Source organism: Xanthomonas sp. CFBP 7698, assembly GCF_003600855.1.
Lineage (GTDB): Bacteria > Pseudomonadota > Gammaproteobacteria > Xanthomonadales > Xanthomonadaceae > Xanthomonas > Xanthomonas cannabis.
The window spans coordinates 650,229-668,559 of sequence record NZ_PRDN01000002.1 but is presented as its reverse complement, the minus strand read 5'-3'; the positions used below and the strand labels follow the sequence as shown (position 1 = coordinate 668,559).

The 18,331-nt window shown below is 67.7% G+C and carries 13 protein-coding genes; 6 read left to right on the top strand and 7 right to left on the bottom strand.

From position 1 onward, the window contains the following. The first annotated feature begins 64 nt into the window (after nucleotides 1-64). The gene (locus tag XnspCFBP7698_RS10740) at nucleotides 65-781 is read left to right on the top strand and encodes a DUF429 domain-containing protein (protein WP_104581134.1); all 717 of its coding nucleotides are present in this window, start codon (nucleotides 65-67) and stop codon (nucleotides 779-781) included. A gap of 1 nt (nucleotide 782) precedes the next feature. Here the strand turns inward: XnspCFBP7698_RS10740 and XnspCFBP7698_RS10735 are convergent, their stop codons facing one another. Further along, on the bottom strand, nucleotides 783-3,137 hold the full coding sequence (locus XnspCFBP7698_RS10735) for a GH92 family glycosyl hydrolase (protein WP_104581135.1): 2,355 nt from the start codon (nucleotides 3,135-3,137) through the stop codon (nucleotides 783-785). Between the two features lie 280 nt (nucleotides 3,138-3,417). Beyond that, nucleotides 3,418-4,398: an SDR family oxidoreductase gene (locus XnspCFBP7698_RS10730; RefSeq protein WP_104581136.1), complete on the bottom strand. Its 981-nt coding sequence runs from the start codon at nucleotides 4,396-4,398 to the stop codon at nucleotides 3,418-3,420. Between XnspCFBP7698_RS10730 and XnspCFBP7698_RS21880 the strand changes: the two genes are divergently transcribed. The 3 genes from XnspCFBP7698_RS21880 (at nucleotide 4,346) to XnspCFBP7698_RS10715 (ending at nucleotide 7,094) form a co-directional block, all read left to right on the top strand. After that, on the top strand, nucleotides 4,346-4,528 hold the full coding sequence (locus XnspCFBP7698_RS21880; RefSeq protein WP_104581159.1) for a hypothetical protein: 183 nt from the start codon (nucleotides 4,346-4,348) through the stop codon (nucleotides 4,526-4,528). The genes XnspCFBP7698_RS10730 and XnspCFBP7698_RS21880 overlap by 53 nt on opposite strands. A gap of 31 nt (nucleotides 4,529-4,559) precedes the next feature. Continuing rightward, complete coding sequence (locus XnspCFBP7698_RS10720) at nucleotides 4,560-5,189, top strand: alpha-ketoglutarate-dependent dioxygenase AlkB (RefSeq protein ID WP_104581158.1); 630 nt, start codon at nucleotides 4,560-4,562, stop codon at nucleotides 5,187-5,189. Between the two features lie 210 nt (nucleotides 5,190-5,399). Beyond that, nucleotides 5,400-7,094 (top strand): FAD-dependent oxidoreductase, encoded by a 1,695-nt coding sequence (locus XnspCFBP7698_RS10715; RefSeq protein WP_047695850.1) that lies wholly within the window; start codon nucleotides 5,400-5,402, stop codon nucleotides 7,092-7,094. A 109-nt stretch (nucleotides 7,095-7,203) separates the two neighbouring features. Here the strand turns inward: XnspCFBP7698_RS10715 and XnspCFBP7698_RS10710 are convergent, their stop codons facing one another. Further along, entirely contained in the window at nucleotides 7,204-7,950 is a 747-nt protein-coding gene (locus XnspCFBP7698_RS10710) for an EAL domain-containing protein (protein WP_104581160.1), read from the bottom strand. Between the two features lie 148 nt (nucleotides 7,951-8,098). On the opposite strand from XnspCFBP7698_RS10710, the gene XnspCFBP7698_RS10705 reads away from it, so the two are divergent. Together XnspCFBP7698_RS10705 and XnspCFBP7698_RS10700 are read left to right on the top strand one after the other, a co-directional pair. Then, entirely contained in the window at nucleotides 8,099-8,737 is a 639-nt protein-coding gene (locus tag XnspCFBP7698_RS10705; RefSeq protein WP_047695851.1) for an HD domain-containing protein, read from the top strand. Nucleotides 8,738-8,852: 115 nt separating this feature from the next. After that, nucleotides 8,853-11,387: an excinuclease ABC subunit UvrA gene (locus XnspCFBP7698_RS10700; RefSeq protein ID WP_104581138.1), complete on the top strand. Its 2,535-nt coding sequence runs from the start codon at nucleotides 8,853-8,855 to the stop codon at nucleotides 11,385-11,387. Between the two features lie 260 nt (nucleotides 11,388-11,647). Here the strand turns inward: XnspCFBP7698_RS10700 and XnspCFBP7698_RS10695 are convergent, their stop codons facing one another. The 4 genes from XnspCFBP7698_RS10695 to XnspCFBP7698_RS10680 all read right to left on the bottom strand — a co-directional run bounded on the left by XnspCFBP7698_RS10695 (nucleotide 11,648) and on the right by XnspCFBP7698_RS10680 (nucleotide 18,092). Then, nucleotides 11,648-13,933, bottom strand: coding sequence for a glycoside hydrolase family 3 N-terminal domain-containing protein (locus XnspCFBP7698_RS10695; RefSeq protein ID WP_123137425.1), 2,286 nt, complete (start codon nucleotides 13,931-13,933; stop codon nucleotides 11,648-11,650). Between the two features lie 225 nt (nucleotides 13,934-14,158). Further along, a complete protein-coding gene (locus tag XnspCFBP7698_RS10690) occupies nucleotides 14,159-16,456 on the bottom strand; it encodes a xanthine dehydrogenase family protein molybdopterin-binding subunit (RefSeq protein ID WP_123137424.1) in 2,298 nt (765 codons plus the stop codon). Further along, the gene (locus tag XnspCFBP7698_RS10685; protein WP_199680140.1) at nucleotides 16,453-17,541 is read right to left on the bottom strand and encodes a xanthine dehydrogenase family protein subunit M; all 1,089 of its coding nucleotides are present in this window, start codon (nucleotides 17,539-17,541) and stop codon (nucleotides 16,453-16,455) included. Before XnspCFBP7698_RS10685 ends, XnspCFBP7698_RS10690 begins: the two co-directional genes overlap by 4 nt. Beyond that, the gene (locus tag XnspCFBP7698_RS10680) at nucleotides 17,514-18,092 is read right to left on the bottom strand and encodes a (2Fe-2S)-binding protein (protein ID WP_104581140.1); all 579 of its coding nucleotides are present in this window, start codon (nucleotides 18,090-18,092) and stop codon (nucleotides 17,514-17,516) included. The genes XnspCFBP7698_RS10685 and XnspCFBP7698_RS10680 overlap by 28 nt, the downstream gene beginning before the upstream one ends. Between the last annotated feature and the right edge of the window lie 239 nt (nucleotides 18,093-18,331).

Here is an 18,331-nt window from a genome sequence, read left to right as displayed (position 1 = left end):
GACGCCGTGTGCGCGTCACTCCAGGGTCACCTCGTCCATCTTTCACACAAGAGAATCTGTAGCCGTGCAACAACCTTGGTATGTCGGCGTCGATGGCGCGCGCAGTGGCTGGATCGCCGTGTGGGACAACGGCGACGTACTGGGATTTGCCTACTACCCAAGTGTGGCTGCACTGGCAGTGGCCCTGCCTGCGGTGGACGTGCTGGGCGTGGATATCCCAATCGGGCTGAGCGAGCACGCACCGCGCGTGGCGGATGCGCAGGCACGCCGATTCGTGGGCGGGCGGCGTGCGTGCAGCATCTTTGCTGCGCCGTTGCGCGGCATCTTGCAGGCACGCACCCAAGCGGAAGCCTCTGCGCTGCATCGCGTGCTGGATCATGAGAAGCAGCGTGGTTTTGGCGTGCAGTCGTTTGCGTTGCTGCCCAAGATCCGCGATTGGGACGACGCCCTGCGGGCAGACCCCGCATGGGCCGCACGTGTGTTCGAGGTGCATCCGGAAGTCTCGTTTGCGGCGCTTGCCGGCGGGCCGGGCCTGGCTGCAGCGAAGAAAAGCAGCGAAGGGCAGCGGCAACGCTGCCGGTTGCTAGGCGACCACTACGGCGCGGCGCGCGTTGCCTCGCTGCTGGAACGCGTGCCGCGTGCCTGCGCGCAGCCAGACGATGTGCTGGACGCCCTGGCGGCCTGCTGGAGTGCGCAGCGGATCGCGGCAGGCACCGCCGGCAGCCTGCCGGCGGTGGTCGAGCGCGACGCCTGCGGGCTGCGCATGGGCATCTACTTCTGAATCAGCGGGGCTGCGCCGACATCGAATACGGCCGCTGCGCTGGGTCCGTTGCCCACTGCTGATTCGGCGTGGCCTGCATGCGGAAGCGCAGCTCGCCGCCGGCCTGAATCTCCTGATGCGTGAGGTAGGCGCGGTTCAAGGCCTGGCCATTGAGCGTGGCGCTGCCGATATACGGGCGTGACGCGCTCAGGCCATCGGCGACGATGCTGAAGCGCTTGCCGTTGGGCAGGTTGAGCGTGGCGCGCGGCAGGAACGGGCGGCCGATGATGTATTGATTGCTGCCCGGCGCCACCGGATAAAAGCCCAGCGTGGTGAACACATACCAGGCCGACATCTGGCCAAGGTCGTCGTTGCCGGCTAAACCTTCGGGCCCGGCGTGATATTGGCTATCGACGATCTGGGTCAGGCGGGCCTGCGTGCGCCAGGGCTGGCCCGCATAGGCGTAGAGATAGGCCACGTGGTGGCTGGGTTCGTTGCCATGCGCATACCAGCCGATCAGCCCGGTGATGTCTTCCATGTGCTCGAACACCTTGGGGTCCACCTTGGCATCGAACACCGCATCCAGGCGCGCGAGCAATTTGTCCTCGCCGCCATGCGCAGCGGCCAGCCCGGCCACATCTTGCGGCACGTACCACGAGTACTGCCATGCATTGCCTTCGGTGTAGTCGCTGCCGTAGCCGCTGGCCGAAGGGTCGAACGGTTCGCGAAAATTGCCGGCGCGCGTGCGTGCGCGCATGTAGCCGGTGGCCGGGTCGAAGGCGTGTTTCCAATTGCCGGCGCGTTTGTTGAATTCGGCGGCGATCTCTGGCTTGCCGAGCGCCTGGGCCATGCGCGCGATGGTCCAATCGTCGAAGGCGTATTCCAGCGTCTTGGACGCCGCTTCGCCTTCTTCGTCGATGGGCACATAGCCGAGCTCGCGGTATTGCGCGATGCCGTCGTACGGGCCGTAGTCGGCGCTGACCACCATCGCCTGCAAGGCTTCGTTGGCGTCGAAACCGCCGATGCCCTTCATGTACGCATCGGCAATCACCGGCACCGCGTGGTAGCCGATCATGCACCAGGTTTCCAGGCCGTGGAATGCCCACACCGGCAGGATGCCGTACGGACTGTCGCGGCGTGCGGCGAGCAGGGAATTGACCATGTCGCTGCTGCGTTGCGGCGGCTGCACCAGCGTCAATAACGGGTGCAGAGCGCGATAGGTATCCCACAACGAGAACGTGGAATAGTTGGTCCAGCCGCTGGCTTGATGCACGGCGTTGTCCGGCCCGCGATAGTGCCCATCGCTGTCCATGAACAATGTGGGGCCGAGCAGCGTGTGATACAGCGCGGTGTAGAGCTGGGTGCGTTGTTGCGGCGTGCCTTGTGCATCGATCGCCGCCAGCGCCTGCGTCCATTGCGCACGTGCATCGGCGCGCACGCGGTCGAAATCGAAGCCCGGCACTTCCGCATCTAGATTGGCGATGGCGCCGGCTTCGCTGACCGGCGATAGCGCGACCTTCACCACCAGCGGCGTGCCGTCGTTGACGACATCGAACACGCCCACCAGTTGCCGGCCTTCGATCTGCGCGCGTTGCGCCGGGTTGTTCGCGCCGGGCGGCGGAAAGCCCTTGTACGCAATGTCCTGCTCGGTGTCGTGCAGTTGCGTGGCGGTGAGCGGGCGCGAAAACCGCATGGCGAAATACAGTTGCCGGCCGGGCGCCCAACCGCGCGTTTCACGAAAGCCGGTGACGGTGCCATCGCTGCGCACGCGCAACCGCGACCACTGCACCTTGCCTGGGTAGTCGTACAGGCTGGTGCGCAAATCGACCAGCACATGCGCCGGCGCGCCTTTCGGAAAGTGATAGCGATGCACGCCCACGCGCGCGCTGGCGGTGAGTTCGGCGCGGATGTTGCGGTCTTTCAGGGTGACCGCGTAATAGCCGGGTTGTGCCTGTTCGCTGCTGTGATCGAACTGCGCGGTGTAGCCGCTGCCAGGTGTGTTCGCATCGCCACGTTCGAGCTTGATCTCGCCCACCTGCGGCATCAGCAGGATGTCGCCCAGGTCCGAATACCCGGAGCCGGAAAAATGCGTATGCGAAAAGCCGACAATGGTGGTGTCGCTATGCCGATAACCCGCAGCCCAGCCATAGGCCTCCTTGCGCGGTTTGATCTGTGTGTCCGGGCTCAGCTGCACCATGCCGAACGGGACCGTGGCGCCGGGATAGGTGTGGCCTTCGCCACCGGTGCCGATGAATGGGTCTACGGCGGCAAAGGCAGACTCGGCCGTGCGGCCTGCCGCGTTGCCGGTGAAGGCCGCAAGACTGGCCAACAGCAGCAGCCAGCGCAGACGAGGAGATGCGATCAATCGATGCGGCATGCGAACGGCTACGGCGGATGCAGCGCCGGACCGTAGCACAGCGTCCTGGCGGGCCACAGGGGTGCGGTGCAGGCAGCGGTGCGCTGCCGGTTGGGTTCGCCACGCGACCAGACACCGGCCAGACTCCTTCAACCCAGACCGGCAGCGACGCCGTTGTAGGCAACGCTGCCGGCCGGGTATCCGCTGCACACGATAGGTGTCCACGTGCCAGCCAATCGTCTCTGCCGCCTGTCGCCTGCAATGCGTTGCCCAGCCATTGCGGCAGCAGGATGAGAGCGCCTCACCGTCGCCGCAGCGCCAGTACGGCCAGGGCCGCAAGCCCCGCTGCTGCCGCGCCGATCACCAGCGTGTTGCGGGGCGAGCGTGGATGCGCTGCCGCGCGCCTGCGGTAGCCGCCGTCGATGCCTCCTGCAATGGCCGGCGGGCCGAGCACATTGCCACTGGATTGCAGTACGCGTGGTGCCTGCGCGAAGTAACGCGTAAACACGCGATGGGTGAGGCGGGCCAGCAGATTGGGCGCCAGTGCGTGTGCGGCGCGCATTGCGTGCACGGGCGCGCCCAGTACGACGGTGGCGCGCGGGCGGTCGAGCAGGCGCAGCACCGCTGCAGCCACGGTGCGGGTGTCCAGCATCAGCGGCGGGCCGCCCAGACGCCGGCCCACGTAGTTGGCGCCGTGGGTGAGGCCGGGCGTGTCGACAAAATACGGGTACACGTCGCAGACATGGATGCGCGGGTAGTCGGCCAGCTCGGCACGCAGCGCTTCGGAAAACCCGCGCTGGCCGAACTTGCTGGCGCTATACGCTGCCGCATACGGCGTCGGTGCAAAGCCGCCGGAGGAAATCATGTTGACGAAAACGCCATGGCCCTGCGCGATGAAGATCGGGATCACCGCGTGCGCATCGTGCATGCGCCCCAGCAGGTTGGCGTGGATGACCGCAGCGCTGGCGTCGATCGGCACCTCGTGAAATTTGCCCACCGCGCCAACACCGACATTGCCAAACCACAGATCGATGCGGCCCAGGAAACTCTGTGCGGCGGTGGCCAGTGCCTTGACCTGGTCGGCATGCTTGACGTCGGTGGGCACCACCAGCACGGTGGCGCCGCGTGCGCGGCAGCGTTCGGCAACGGCCTGCAGGGCGTCTTCGCCGCGTGCAGCCAGCACCAGGCGCGCGCCGCGTTCGGCAAAGGCTTCGGCAGTGGCCTGGCCAATGCCGCTGGAGGCGCCGGAGATCACCACGTGGGCAGGAGAAGTGCGATGCATGCGAGAGCTCCACAACGTTGGACAGGCATGCTTGATCGCCCGGCGTGAACACGACGCGGCTGTTTGCGTACCGCTGCGTGAAGCTGAACTGGTCGGGTTGCTGCACGGCGTGACGCGGGCGTGGTGCTGAAATCGCCTGCGCCCGCCCGCATATGGCAGCGATGGATCTGTTCGACACTGCCGCCACGCCCTTGCAGGTGCTGGACGATGCCGAAGGCGGCGTGCGCTATTGGCCGCAGCTGCTTGCGCCGGCGCTGGCACAGGCGTGCTTCGATGCGCTGCGCGATGCAGCGGACTGGCGCAGCCAGCGGCGCGAGATGTACGACCGCGTGGTCGAGGTGCCGCGTCTGCTGGCCTCCTATCGGCTGGATGGCGCGTTGCCTGCCGGCTTGCCGTTGCACTGCCTGCTCGATGCGGTGCAGGCGGTGGTGCCCGCGCCGTACAACGCGGTGGGGCTGAACCTGTATCGCGACGGGCGCGACAGCGTGGCGATGCATCACGACACGCTGCAGACGCTGGTGGCGCCGTATCCGATTGCGCTGGTGTCACTGGGAACGCCGCGACGCATGAACCTGCGTGCCAACACTGGCCATGCACGCGCCATCGGCCTGGAGCTGGCGCCGGGCAGTCTGCTGGCGATGAGCCATGCCTCGCAGCGAACGCATACCCATGGCATTCCCAAGACCAGCCGCGCAGTGGGCGAACGCCTGAGTGTGGTGTTTCGCGTGCGCCCGGCCGAGCGCATGGCCGCAGGCCGGCATGGCCCGCACTGGGAGCCGCCGTCGCCGTGATGCGCGTGCAGATGTGATGGCCCGGTGGCGCTCGCCTGCGCAGGCAAGCGCCAGGACGCGGCCGTGCGCAATCGGCTGCCACCTCCGCTCGCGTGCGCTTGCGGCGCGTGTGCCGCGTGTCATGCGCTGCCGTGCCTATTTCGAGTGATTGCCATTGCCGTCACCACTGCGCATGCTTGCATGCAATCCCCCTTCAAACGCTGCCGATCCATGCCTCTGGACGAGACCCGCCACCATCAGATGTTTCCCGAGCTGGATGCGGGCCAGTTGGCAATCACGCGGCGCTTTGCCAGCGGGCCGGCGCAGCGGTTCGGCGCTGGCGAGGCCGTGTTCGAAGTGGGTGATGCGCACGCGCCGGTGTGGGTGGTGCTGGAAGGCGCCATCGAAGTGGTGCGCCGCGACGGCCTGGGCAACGAAAAACCGATCACGCTGCACACGCCCGGCCAGTTCACCGGCGAGGTGAGCCAGCTGGCCGGGCGCGCGTCGCTGGCGGCCGGGCGCGCCGGGCCGGACGGTTGCCTGGCGCTGCCGTTCGACACTGCACATCTGCGCGCGCTGATGATCAGCTCGGCCGAAGTGGGCGAAGTGGTGATGCGTGCGCTGATCCTGCGCCGGGTGGGGCTGATCGAAGGCGATGCCTCCGGCTCGGTGTTGATCGGCGAGCCGGACGACCCGCATCTGACCCGTTTGCAGGGCTTTCTGACCCGCAACGGCTACCCCAACACGGTGATGGATGTCTCCGACGACGACGGCCGCGCGCTGGTGGAGCGGCTGGGCATCCAGGAGCACGACCTGCCGGTGATGGTGTGCCCCAGTGGCCGCGTGCTGCGCCAGCCCAGCGATGCCGAGGCCGCGCATTGCCTTGGCATGACCCCGGACATCGACCCGGACAAGCGCTACGACGTGGCGATTGTGGGCGCCGGCCCTGCAGGTCTGGCGACGGCGGTGTACGCGGCCTCGGAGGGCTTGTCGGTGCTGGTGCTGGATCAGCGCGCCATCGGCGGGCAGGCAGGCGCCTCGGCGCGGATCGAAAATTATCTGGGCTTTCCTACCGGGATTTCCGGGCAGGCGCTGGCCGGGCGTGCGTACAACCAGGCGCTGAAGTTCGGCGCCGAGCTGGCCATCCCGCTCGAAGCCGCAACGCTGGAATGCGGGCGCGACGACGGTGCACTGCATCTGGACCTGGCCGATGGCAAACAGGTGCTGGCCAGCACCGTGGTGATCGCCTCCGGTGCGCGTTATCGACGCCCCGACATCGAAGGGCTGGAGCGCTTCGAAGGCCACGGCGTGTCGTACTGGGCCTCGCCGGTGGAAGCGCGCCTGTGCGAGGGCGGCGTGGTGGCGCTGGTGGGCGGCGGCAATTCTGCAGGGCAGGCGGTGGCGTTCCTGGCGCCGCGGGTCAAGGAATTGCACCTGATCATCCGCGGCGACGGGCTGGAAGCGTCGATGTCGCAGTACCTGATCGAGCGCATCGCTGCGTTGCCGAACGTGCAGCTGCATACCGGCACCGAAGTGGCCGCGCTGGACGGTGACCCCGATCGCGGCCTGCAGGCGGCCGTCCTGCGCACCCGCGCAGATGGTGCGACCACACGGGTGGAGTTGCGCCACCTGTTCCTGTTTGTCGGTGCCGACCCCAATACCGGTTGGCTGCAGAACTGCGTGGAAACCGACAAGCGCGGTTTTGTCATTACCGGCACCGCGCGCGGCGATGGCGTGCCGGCCTGCCTGCCGCTGGAAACCAATCGCCCGGGTGTATTCGCCATCGGCGATGTGCGGGCCGGCTCAGTCAAGCGCGTGGCTGCGGCGGTGGGCGAGGGCGCGGCGGTGGTGGCGCAGGTCCATCAATACCTGGCGCATCAGGCCAACCCGGTGCCGGTCTCTGAACTCGCCAGTGCTGGGGAATAGGGAATCGGGAATAGGGAATCGTGAAGCGGCTTGCGTGCCGGGGGATGTCTTCGGGTGCGGATGGTGTGTTGCGCTTGTGCCGATGGGGGCGCGATTGGCGCGCGCTTGCTTAGTGCGGCCAGTGCACCTGCGGTAGCGCGCCGATCTGCGGTCTGGCGAACAGGTAGCCTTGCTGCAGGTGGATGCCCATGTCGCGCAGGGCGCGGGATTCGTCGGGTTGTTCGATGCCTTCGGCGATGACGGTGATGCCGAGTTCTTCGCACATGCGGGTGACGTGCAGGACGATGGCCTGGCGGCTGCGGTTGGTGTCGACGCCGCGGATCAGGGCAATGTCGAGCTTGAGCAGGTCGGGCTGGAAGTCGGCCAGCAGGCCGAGCCCGGCGTAGCCGGCGCCGAAATCGTCGATGGCGGTCTTGAGGCCGCGGGCCTGGTAGGTGCGCAGGATGTCGAGCAGGTGGGCCGGGTCGGTGAGGTGCTCCTGCTCGCTCACCTCGAAGATGATGGCATCCAGCGGCCAGCCGTATTGTTCGGTAGCCGAGAGCGTGGCGCGCAGGCAATGCTCGGGGTTGTAGACCGCATTGGGCATGAAGTTGATTGACAGCAGCGTGGGGAGTGCGATCTGCGCGGCGCATTCGATCGCCTTGATGCGGCAGGCCTGGTCGAAGGCATAGCGGTTGCGCGCATCCACCGCCGCCAGGATGCTGCCGGCCGACTCGCCGTTGACCCCGCGCACCAGCGCTTCGCCGGCATAGAGGCTGCGCGTGGCGACATCGACGATGGGCTGGAACGCCATGGTGATGGCGGTGGGAAATTCCTGGCCGTCGCGGCAGGCGTTGCAAACAGGAATCTGGGTCATGGCGTGGTCCATCATGCGGCGTGGGTCGAGCCTAGTCCTATCGGCCGCAACAGCGCGTCATTGAGGGCGCACCGCCCATCGCAGCATCCTCACTGCGCGCGTGGTCGGGCTCGGCGATACTGTCACCATCGCTCGCATCGGACGCCCCATGACCGCTCTTACCGAACGCTACGCCCTGGCCGTGGACTACGCGCGCATTGCCCATGCCGGACAGGTGCGCAAGGGCACGCAGATTCCGTATCTGAGCCATCTGCTGGGCGTGTCGACACTGGTGCTGGAATGCGGTGGCGACGAAGAACAGGCCATTGCCGGCCTGCTGCATGACGTGGTGGAAGACTGCGGTGGCGGCCATGAGGCCTCGATCCGCGCGCAGTTCGGCGACGCCGTGGCCGACATCGTGATGGCCTGCACCGACGCCACCGCCGAAGACAAGGCCGAGGTGGACAACAGCGCGCGTGCGCGCAAGCGCGATTGGCGCGAACGCAAGCTGGCCTATCTGGAGCACCTGCGCAAGACGCCCGAGCGCGCGCTGCTGGTGTCCGGCTGCGACAAGCTCTATAACGCGCGCACCATCGTGCAGGACCTGGACAACCCGGCGGTGGGGCAGGACATCTTCAAGGTGTTCACCGCCGGCCGCGACGGCACGCTGTGGTACTACGCCGCGCTGGAAGAGATCTTCCGCAGCCGCAACGCCGCCACCGCACGCCTGTTCAGCGGCGTGGTCGCGCGGATGCAGGCATTGGCCGACCACGGCGAGCAGGCGCTGCCGGCGCACGCGCCGGGCTAAGCGCGGGCGCGCGCTGGTCGATCAGCACTGGGTGATCAGCACCGGCCGCAAGCGCTGACATCGGCTGCATGCCGCGCACGCTAGGCTGCGGCCTTGTCGATCTGGTTTTACCGTCATGTCCAACGCAATGTCTGCTTCTTCCGGCCTGGTGCGCGTGCGCGGTGCGCGCGAGCACAATCTTCAGCATGTGGATGTGGATATTCCACGCGATGCGCTGGTGGTGTTCACCGGCGTGTCCGGTTCGGGCAAGTCGTCGTTGGCATTCGGCACCATCTTTGCCGAGGCGCAGCGGCGCTATCTGGATTCCATCTCGCCCTATGCGCGGCGGCTGATCGACCAGGTCGGCGTGCCGGAGGTGGATTCCATCGATGGCCTGCCGCCGGCGGTGGCGTTGCAGCAGGCGCGCGGCGCACCGAGTGCGCGTTCGTCGGTGGGCAGCGTCACCACCATCTCCAACTCGTTGCGCATGCTGTACTCGCGTGCGGGCCAGTATCCGCCGGGGCAGGACATCATCTACGCGGACGGGTTTTCGCCGAACACGCCGGCCGGCGCCTGCCCCACCTGCCACGGCCTGGGCCGCATCTACGACGCCACCGAGGCGACCATGGTGCTGGACCGCAGCCTGAGCATCCGCGACCGCGCGGTGGCGGCCTGGCCGGGCGCCTGGCATGGGCAGAACCAGCGCGACATCCTCACCACGCTGGGGCACGACGTGGATGTGCCGTGGCACAGCCTGCCGAAGAAGACCCGCGACTGGATTCTCTACACCGACGAACAGCCGGTGGTGCCGGTGTATGCCGGCTACAGCCTGGCCGAGGTCAAGCGCGCCCTAAAACGCAAGGAAGAGCCCAGCTACATGGGCACCTTCACCAGTGCGCGCCGCTATGTGCTGCACACCTTTGCCACCACGCAGAGCGCACAGATGAAAAAGCGCGTGGCGCAGTATCTGATCAGCACGCAATGCCCGCAGTGCGATGGCAAGCGGCTGCGCCGCGAGGCGCTGTCGGTGACCTTTGCCGGGCTGGATATCGGCGAGCTGTCGCGCCGGCCGCTGGACGAGGTGGCCGAGTTGCTGCGCCCGGCCGCGCAGGCCGATGTGCGCACGCAAGGCAGCAGGAAGGGCGCTGCCAGTCACCCGGAGCAGGCGATTGCCGCGCAACGCATCGCTGCCGACCTGCGCGCGCGCATCGAAGTAGTGCAGGCGCTGGGGCTGGGGTATTTGAGCCTGGAACGCAGCACGCCCACGCTGTCGCCGGGCGAGCTGCAACGGCTGCGGCTTGCCACGCAGATCCGCTCGCAGTTGTTCGGCGTGGTGTACGTGATGGACGAGCCATCGGCGGGCCTGCATCCGGCCGATGCGCAAGCGCTGCTGGGTGCATTGGATCAGCTCAAGGCGGCCGGCAATTCGGTGTTCGTGGTCGAGCACGAGGTGGACGTGATCCGCCACGCCGACTGGATCGTGGATGTGGGCCCGGCCGCCGGCGTGCATGGCGGGCAGGTGCTCTACAGCGGCCCGCCTGCCGGATTGGAACAGGTGCAGGCCTCATCCACGCGGCGCTATCTGTTCGGCACGCCGCCACCGGTGCACAGCCGCGCGCGCGCGGCAACCGGCTGGCTGCAGCTGCGCGGCATCACCCGCAACAATGTGCGCGCGCTGGACGTGGATCTGCCGCTGGGCGTGTTCACCACCGTCACCGGTGTGTCCGGCTCGGGCAAGTCGTCGCTGGTGAGCCAGGCGTTGGTGGAACTGCTGGCGGCCCATCTGGGGCACACGCCGGCAGACGAAGACGAGGCACTGGACCCGCTGGAGCGCGGCACGCAGCTGCCGTTGGGTGGGGCGATCGTGGGCGGGCTGGAGCAGGTGCGCCGGCTGGTACGCGTGGACCAGAAGCCGATCGGCCGCACGCCACGCTCCAATCTGGCCACCTACACGGGCCTGTTCGACCCGGTGCGCAAGTTGTTTGCCGCCACGCCTACCGCCCGCCGCCGGCGCTACGACCCCGGGCAATTCTCCTTCAACGTTGCCAAGGGTCGTTGCGCCACCTGCGAAGGCGAGGGCTCGGTGTCGGTGGAATTGCTGTTCATGCCCAGCGTGTATGCGCCGTGCCCCACCTGCCACGGCGCACGCTACAACGCCAAGACCCTGGAGATCGAACTGCGCGGGCACACCATTGCGCAGGTGCTCGCGATGACGGTGGATCAGGCGGCCGACTTTTTTGCCGACGACACCAGCGTGGTGCGGCCGCTGCAGGTGTTGCGCGAAGTGGGGCTGGGGTATCTGCGCCTGGGCCAGCCGGCCACCGAACTCTCCGGCGGCGAGGCGCAGCGCATCAAGCTGGCGAGCGAGTTGCAGCGTGCGCAACGCCGCGACACCGTCTATGTGCTGGACGAACCCACCACCGGCCTGCATCCGGCCGACGTGGACACCTTGATGACCCAGCTGCAGGGCCTGGTGGACGCCGGCAACACGGTCATCGTGGTCGAGCACGACATGCGCGTGGCGGCCAGCAGCGACTGGGTGCTGGACATGGGGCCGGGCGCCGGTGGTGGCGGTGGCAGCGTGGTGGCGGCGGGGACACCGGCCCAGGTTGCGCGGCAGCGTGGCAGCCGCACGGCGCCGTTTCTGGCGCAGGTGCTGGCGGGGAAATAGGCAGGGCTGGCGCCGGTGGCCGGCATCGCAGGCTGCGTATGCCGGCGATGCAGCGCGCCGGATGCGCGTGCGCACTGCGCACCGCCGGTGTGGTCGCGCACGCTGGCGCCGACGTATCGCGTTGATGCCTTGCGTGGCCGCCGGCCGGCCGCTGCGTCAACAGCCGGCGCGTGTTGCGATGCCGCTGCCGCCGCTGCAGTGCCCGGGCTCTGCAATCAAGCGCAACGCAACGCGCAACGACTGCGGCGACATCGGCGCGCTCATCCCAGCAGTTCGAATCTGCCGCTCACGCCATCGGCTTCGGCCGACGGCGCGATCCACACATCGAACACACCGGGCTCCACGGTCGGCGTCATGGCCTGCCCGACAAACAGCAGGTGCTCGCGGCGCAGCTCGAACTGCACCTCGACGCTCGCGCCGGCCGGCACCCTGACCTTGCGGAAGCCCTTGAGCTCGCGCACCGGGCGGGTGACGCTGGCGGTGCGGTCGCGCACATACAGTTGCACCACTTCGTCTGCATCGCGGCTGCCGCGGTTGCCGATGCGCGCGCTGAGTTGCAGGCGGCTGGTGGCGGTCAGCTGTGGTGCGCTCAGGCGCAGGTCGCTGTAGTCGATGCGGCCGTAGGTCAGGCCATGGCCGAACGGAAACAACGCCGTATTCGGCACGTCGCGGTAATGCGTGGTGTACGGCTGCAGGGCAGCGGGGTCCAGATTGGGGCGGCCGCTGGGTGGATGTGCGTAGGTGTACGGCACCTGGCCTGCAGCATGCGGGAAACTCACCGGCAAGCGGCCGCTGGGTGCCTGCGCACCGAACAGGATGTCGGCCATCGCGTTGCCTGCCTCCGAGCCCAGGAACCATGTGATCAGGATCGCTGCGCTCTGCAGTGCCGGGCCTTGCAACGCCAGCGCTCGGCCGGTGCTAAGCAGCAACACGACGGGTGTGCCGGTGGCCGCCACCGCTGCCAGCAACTGCTGTTGCACGTCCGGCAGAATGATCTCGGTCCGCGATTGCGCCTCACCGGAGTAGGTCATCGGCTCGCCGACCGCCAGCAGGGCCACGTCGGCCGTGCGCGCGGCCGCCACGGCGGCCTGCACGCCGCCGGGCAGCGGCTGGTCGAAGCCGCACCCGTCCACCACCTGCAGCAGCTGCGGGTCGGCCATGGCACGCGCCACGGCCGCGGCCACGGTGTTGTTGCGGTCTTCCTGGTCGAACAGGCTCCATGGCCCGGCGTGGTTGACCCAGTCGCGCGCCATCGGCCCGATCAGCGCAATACGTTGCCCGCTGCGCTGCAGGGGCAGCAGCGCGCGTTCGTTCTTCAGCAGCACCACCGACTTGCAGGCGGCCTCGCGCGCCAGCGCCAGCGTGTCTGCCTGGCGCTGGCGCGGCTGCGCCCGTGCCGGCTGCAGGCGCCGGAACGGGTCGTCGAACAACCCCAATGCCGCCTTGAAACCCAGCACCCGGCGCACGGAGGCGTCCAGGCGCTGCATCGGCACCACGCCCGCGGCCACCAGCGCGGGCAGATGGCGCAGATACAGGCCGCTCTCCATGCTGATGTCCACGCCGGCCAGAAACGCCAGCCTTGCCGCGTCGCGGTCGTCGGCGGCCACGCCATGCGCCACCAGTTCCTGGTCGGCGGTGAAGTCGGACACCACCAGGCCGCGATACTGCAGGTCCTGCCGCAGCACCGTACCCAGCAACCAGGCGTTGGCGGTTGCCGGCACACCCGACAGCGCGTTGAACGCGGCCATGGTGGTCACGGCGCCGGCGTCGAAGGCGGCCTGGAACGGAGGCAGATACACCTCGCGCAACGTGCGCTCGGAGATGTCCACGCGGGCGTAGTCCAGGCCGCCTTCGGCCGCGCCATAGGCGGCAAAATGCTTGGGGCAGGCGGCAAGCGCATCGGCATGCGCCAGCCCGGCCTCGCCCTGGAAGCCACGCACGCGTGCCTGCGCAAACTGCTGCGCCAGCAGCACGTCTTCGCCGGCGCCTTCCACTCCGCGGCCCCAACGGGCATCGCGGGCGATATCCACCATCGGCGCGAATGTCCAGTCGATGCCGACCGCGCTGGCTTCCATCGCGGCGGCACGCGCGGTGCGTTGCGCCAGCTCCGGCTCGAAGCTGGCCGCTTCGCCCAGCGGCACCGGAAAGACCGTGGTGTAGCCATGGATCACGTCGGCGGCAAAGACCAATGGGATTTTCAGCCGGCTTTGCATGGCGGCCTGCTGCAACTGCCGATGCCAGCGCACGTTGGAGCCGTTGAAAACCCCGGTCAGCTGCCCGGCGCGCGCTGCCGCCAGCTGGGTGCGGCCGGCCGCGTCCTTGTGGATCGGGTTGGCGACGATGGCCTTGTCGATCTGTTCTGCCGAGCTGAAAAGACTGAGCTGGCCGGCCTTTTCCTCCAGCGTCATGCGTGCAATCAGGTCTTCGATGAAGGCCGGCCCGCGCGCAGGGGCGTGCGGCAGCGCCCAAGCGCTCGGGACCCGGCTGAGCACGGCCAGCGTGGCCGCACCGCGGAGCAACTGTCGACGGGTGGTGCGCGGTGCCATACGAGCCTTGCGGTGGGCGGAGGTCCGCTCACGCTACAGCAGCGCCGCGGCATTCGCGCCGGTGGCGTTCGCATTTGATGTGGCCGCTTCGGAGGAATTGGCCTGTGCAATGCGCAGTGCCAGCGATGTAGTCGCAAGACGCGACGGGCCCGACATCCTGCAATGTCGAGCCCGTGCGTTGCCGTCGTGGGCAAGCCGCGGATGGACGCATCCGCGGTAAACCGCTCAGTCCGCCATCACCTTGTCCGGCGTCATCGGCGTGCTGCGGATGCGTTTGCCGGTGGCGTGGAAGATCGCATTGCAGATGGCCGCCGACACGCCGACCTGCCCGATCTCGCCCACGCCCTTGGCGCCCAGGCTACTGACCACGCGGTCGTCTTCGTCGGCAAAGATCACCTCGATGTCGTGGATGTCGGCGTTGGCCGAAACGTGGTACAGCGCCAGGTCGTGATTCATGAAGCGCCCGAAACGATGGTCGGACTGGGTGTGTTCGTGCAGGGCCTGGCCGATGCCCCACACCACGCCGCCGATGATCTGGCTGCGCGCGGTGGTGGGGTTGAGGATGCGTCCCGCGGCAATCGCGCTGACCGCGCGCGTCACCCGCACCGTGCCCAGCTCCTCGTCCACCCGTACTTCCACGAAGACTGCGCCATGCGTGGCGCGGGTGTACTTGCGCTGCTTGAGCACGTTGGGCAGCAGCAGGAACTTGTCCTCGATCTGCTCCAGCTCGGCCGCGCGCAGCAACGCTGGTAGCGCAATCGCACTGCCGGCATCGCCACGCAAGGCAATGGCCCCATCGGCGAACACCACAGCGTCCTGCTTGACCCGCGCAAAGCGCGAGTCGGGCAAGGCCTGCGCCAACCGGAACAATTTGGTGCGCAATTTGCCGCAGACCCCATCCACGGCCGAACCCACCGTGCTGACGTGCGAGGAGCCGCCTTCGATCGGCGCGACGGGCAGGGTGGAATCGCCCAGCTGGAAGGTCACCTGTTCCAGCGGCAGGCCCAGCGCCTCGGCGGCGATCATCGCCATCACCGTGTAGGTGCCGGTGCCGATATCGCTGGCGGCGCTGCTCACCACCAGGCGGCCATCGGCATGCAGCACGGCGTGCGCACGTGCAAACATCTGCATGGCATCCCACTGCCCGGTGGCCATGCCCCAGCCAACCCACTCGCTGCCTTCCTTGCGCGCACGTGGTTGCATGGGGCGCTGCGCCCAACCAAAGCGTTCGGCGCCTTGCTGGTAGCACTCGCGCAGCGCCTTGGTGGAGAACGGCTTGTCGTCGGCCGGATTGACCTCGGCGTAATTCTTCAACCGCAACGCCAACGGGTCGATACCGACCTCGTAGGCCAGCTCGTCCATCGCCACTTCCAGCGCATGCACGCCGTGGGTGGCGCCGGGCGCGCGCATGTCCATCGGGCTGTACTGGTCCAGACTGACCAGGTTGTAGCCCAGATGCACGTTGTCGCAGGCGTACAGCTGGCCGCTCCAGTTGACCACCACCTCCACGTAATCCTCGATGCGCGAGGTTTCGGCGATGGCCTCGTGCCAGATCGCCCGCAATGTGCCGTCGCGGTCGGCGCCGAGCTTGAGCCGCTGCACGGTTTCCGGGCGATGGCCGAAGGTGAACATCTGTTGGCGGGTGAGCACCACCCGCACCGAGCGATCCAGCAGGATTGAGGCCATCACTGCCAATGCGAGCTGATATTGCGGGCGCAGGCCCGAACCGAAGGCGCCGCCCACATACGGGTTGCGCACGGTGACCTTGCGCTTGCTCAGGCCAAACACGTGCGACACATACCAACGGCTGTTCTGCGAGCCCTGGGTCTTGTCGTAGATGGTGAAGTGGCCGTCCGCCTCACGGATCACGGTGGAGGCGAACAATTCCATCGGATTGTGATGCTCCACGCCGCTGTAATAGTCGCCCTGCACCTGGCAGGCGGCATTGACGAACGCGGTGTCCGGCTCGCCCTTGTCCTTGGGCGGCGGCGAGAAGCCGGCCTTCATCGCCTTGGGCTTGTGCGCCCGGTCGAGATTGGTCATCAGATTGGTGTCGTGCGGCTCTTGGGCGTAGTCCACCCGCACCAGATGCGCGGCGTGACGCGCCGCTTCGAAGGTCTCGGCCACCACCAAGGCGATCGGCTGCCCGCTGTACAGCACGGTGTTGTCGTACAACGGGCGGAACGGCGAGCCGGCCGGTGCGGTCATGTCCTTGTAGAACAGGTCCATGCCGCGCATGTGCGGACGGTTTTCATGGGTGATGATGTCCAGCACGCCAGGTACCGCACGCGCGGCTGCCAGGTCGAAGCCGACGATGGTTCCCTTCGCGATGCTGCTGCTGACCACCACGCCATAGGCCAGGTCCGGCACCGGCCATTCGGCGGCATAGCGTGCCTGGCCGGTGACCTTTGCGCGCCCGTCGATGCGCGGGACACCGGTGCCGGTCGGGCGCAAGCCGGTGCCCTGGTCGGCAACCGGTGGCGTCAGTTCGGTGTTGGACAGGTCGGTGCTGCGTGCATTCATGACGATTCCTCCAGCGCGCTGGTGCGCCCGCGGTTGTCGATGGTGCCCTCGCGTGCGACCTCCAGTGCGCGCACGATGGCGCGGCGCGCCAGCGGCAGCTTGAAGCCGTTTTCGCCTTGCGACTGTGCGCCCTGCAGCAGCGCATCGGCCAGACGCGCGAAGGTCTCGGCGTTGGCGGGCAGGCCCACCAGCTGCGCTTCGGCATCGGGATTGCGCCATGGCTTGTGCGCCACGCCGCCGAGCGCGACGCGCACCTCGCCGATGCTGCCGTCCTCTGTCAGATCCAGCGCGGCGGCAACCGACACCAGCGCGAACGCATACGACAGGCGCTCGCGGATTTTGAGATAGGCGCTGTGGGCGACAAAGCGCTGCGCGTCGGGCAGGTCGATGTGCACGATCAACTCGTCCGGCGCCAGGGTGCTGTCCAGCTCCGGATGGTCGCCGGGCAGGCGATGGAAATCAGGGAAGGCAATGGCGCGTTCGCCCTGCGGGCCCTGCACATGCACCACCGCATTCAACGCGGCCAACGCCACGCACATGTCCGAAGGATGCGTGGCGATGCAGTGCGCGCTGGCGCCGAGAATGGCGTTGTACTTGGTGAGCCCGCCAATGGCCGAACAGCCGCTGCCGGGTGCGCGCTTGTTGCAGGGCGTGGCACGGTCATAGAAATACATGCAGCGCGTGCGCTGCAGCAGGTTGCCGCCATTGCTGGCCATGTTGCGGATCTGCGGCGAGGCACCGGCCAGGATGGCCGCGCTCAGCAACGGATAGCGCGTTTCCACCTCCGGGTGGTAGGCGGTATCGGCATTGCGTGCCAACGCACCCAGGCGCAGCCCGCCTTCCGGCAGCGTGGTGATGCTGTCCAGCGGCAAGCGGTTGATGTCGACCAGGCTGCTGGGCCGCATCAGCTGCAGCTTCATCAGGTCGGTGAGGTTGGTGCCGCCGGCAATCAACCGCACCGGCGCGTCTGCGGGTACCGGATGCGGATCATCCCCACGCGGCGCGATGGCGGTGAGCGCGGCATCGATGCTGTCCGGGCGCGCGTAGCTGAGCGGAATCATGCCGGCACCGTCCCGGGCGTCCACGGCGTGGTGGCGCTGTCGCGGCTGTCGCCGGGCTTGCCCAGGACCTCCATCACCGCATCGGTGATCTGCGGATAGGCACCGCAACGGCACAGATTGCCGCTCATCAGCTCGCGCACCTGATCGCGATCGTGCGCCTTGCCCTCGTTGATCAGGCCCACCGCGGAACACAGCTGGCCCGGCGTGCAGTAACCGCACTGGAAGGCATCGTGGTCGATGAAGGCGCGCTGCAACGGGTGCAATTGCTCGCCATCGGCCAGGCCTTCGATGGTGGTGATGTCGGCGCCGTCCTGCATCACCGCCAGGGTCAGGCAGCTGTTGATGCGGCGCCCGTCGACCAGCACCGTGCAGGCACCGCACTGGCCGTGGTCGCAGCCCTTCTTGCTTCCGGTCAGATCGAGCCGGTCGCGCAACAGATCGAGCAGGCTGACCCAGGCTTCGAGCTGGAGGTGATAGGGCTGGCCGTTGATGCGCAGATTCACCGGATAAGTCGGCGCAGGGGCAGTGGCGGTGGCCGGTGCCGTTTCATGGGCAGTGGCGGGCGTGGCATTCATGCGAACCCCGTGGCGATGGCTGAGGAGGGCCACCACCTTGACGACGAAGGGGTCAACGCAGAGTGACCACCTCCTCTATTCATTCGAGGTGATATCGCGCATCTGCAGCGCTGTGACGGTTGCACCCTTGTCGTGAAGGGCATGCTGATCCGCTGCGAGGTGGTGCAAGCCTTCGAACTGAATTCGTCAGCAATGCGGCGCGCTGCAACAGCTGCGTCCCAGCGGGTGCGACGCAGCGC